Origin of the sequence: Levilactobacillus paucivorans (assembly GCF_001437125.1) — a bacterium.
Taxonomy (GTDB): domain Bacteria; phylum Bacillota; class Bacilli; order Lactobacillales; family Lactobacillaceae; genus Levilactobacillus; species Levilactobacillus paucivorans.
On record NZ_JQCA01000023.1, the window covers coordinates 1 to 343 of the forward strand.

A 343-nucleotide genomic window follows, 5' to 3' on the forward strand; every position below is an offset into this window, starting at 1 on the left:
TAAATTAAAAAACGATCAACCTAATAACTAGGCCGATCGTTTTTATTTTCAGGATTATTTTTTGGCTTAACTTCTAGATTGTTTTTAGCAAAGTCTTTGAGATGGTTTTGGGTTCTTTTACTAATCTCGTCTTCAACTAATTTAAGTTCTAATTTATCCGTTTTTTTTAGTTGCTTGTACATCTGGTTTAATTCATTAGCACTTAATTTTTTTGTTTGCTCGAATTTGTAATCCTTGAATACCATTATCATATGTCCACTGTTTAATTTTAGTCATGTCATTAGTCTGATAATAATTGGCAATTAGTTCGTTCCATTGATCCCACTTATCTAACGGCACATTG

Annotated in this window: 1 protein-coding gene and 1 pseudogene; both read right to left on the reverse strand. The window is 30.0% G+C overall.

What is annotated here, in order from left to right; all coding sequences use genetic code 11:
* Positions 1 to 20: 20 nt before the first annotated feature.
* Entirely contained in the window at positions 21 to 182 is a 162-nt protein-coding gene (locus IV54_RS12250; protein ID WP_156406657.1) for a hypothetical protein, read from the reverse strand.
* Positions 162 to 343: pseudogene (locus IV54_RS12255) on the reverse strand (filamentation induced by cAMP protein fic); the annotation flags it as partial. The gene IV54_RS12250 and the pseudogene IV54_RS12255, both read right to left, overlap by 21 nt.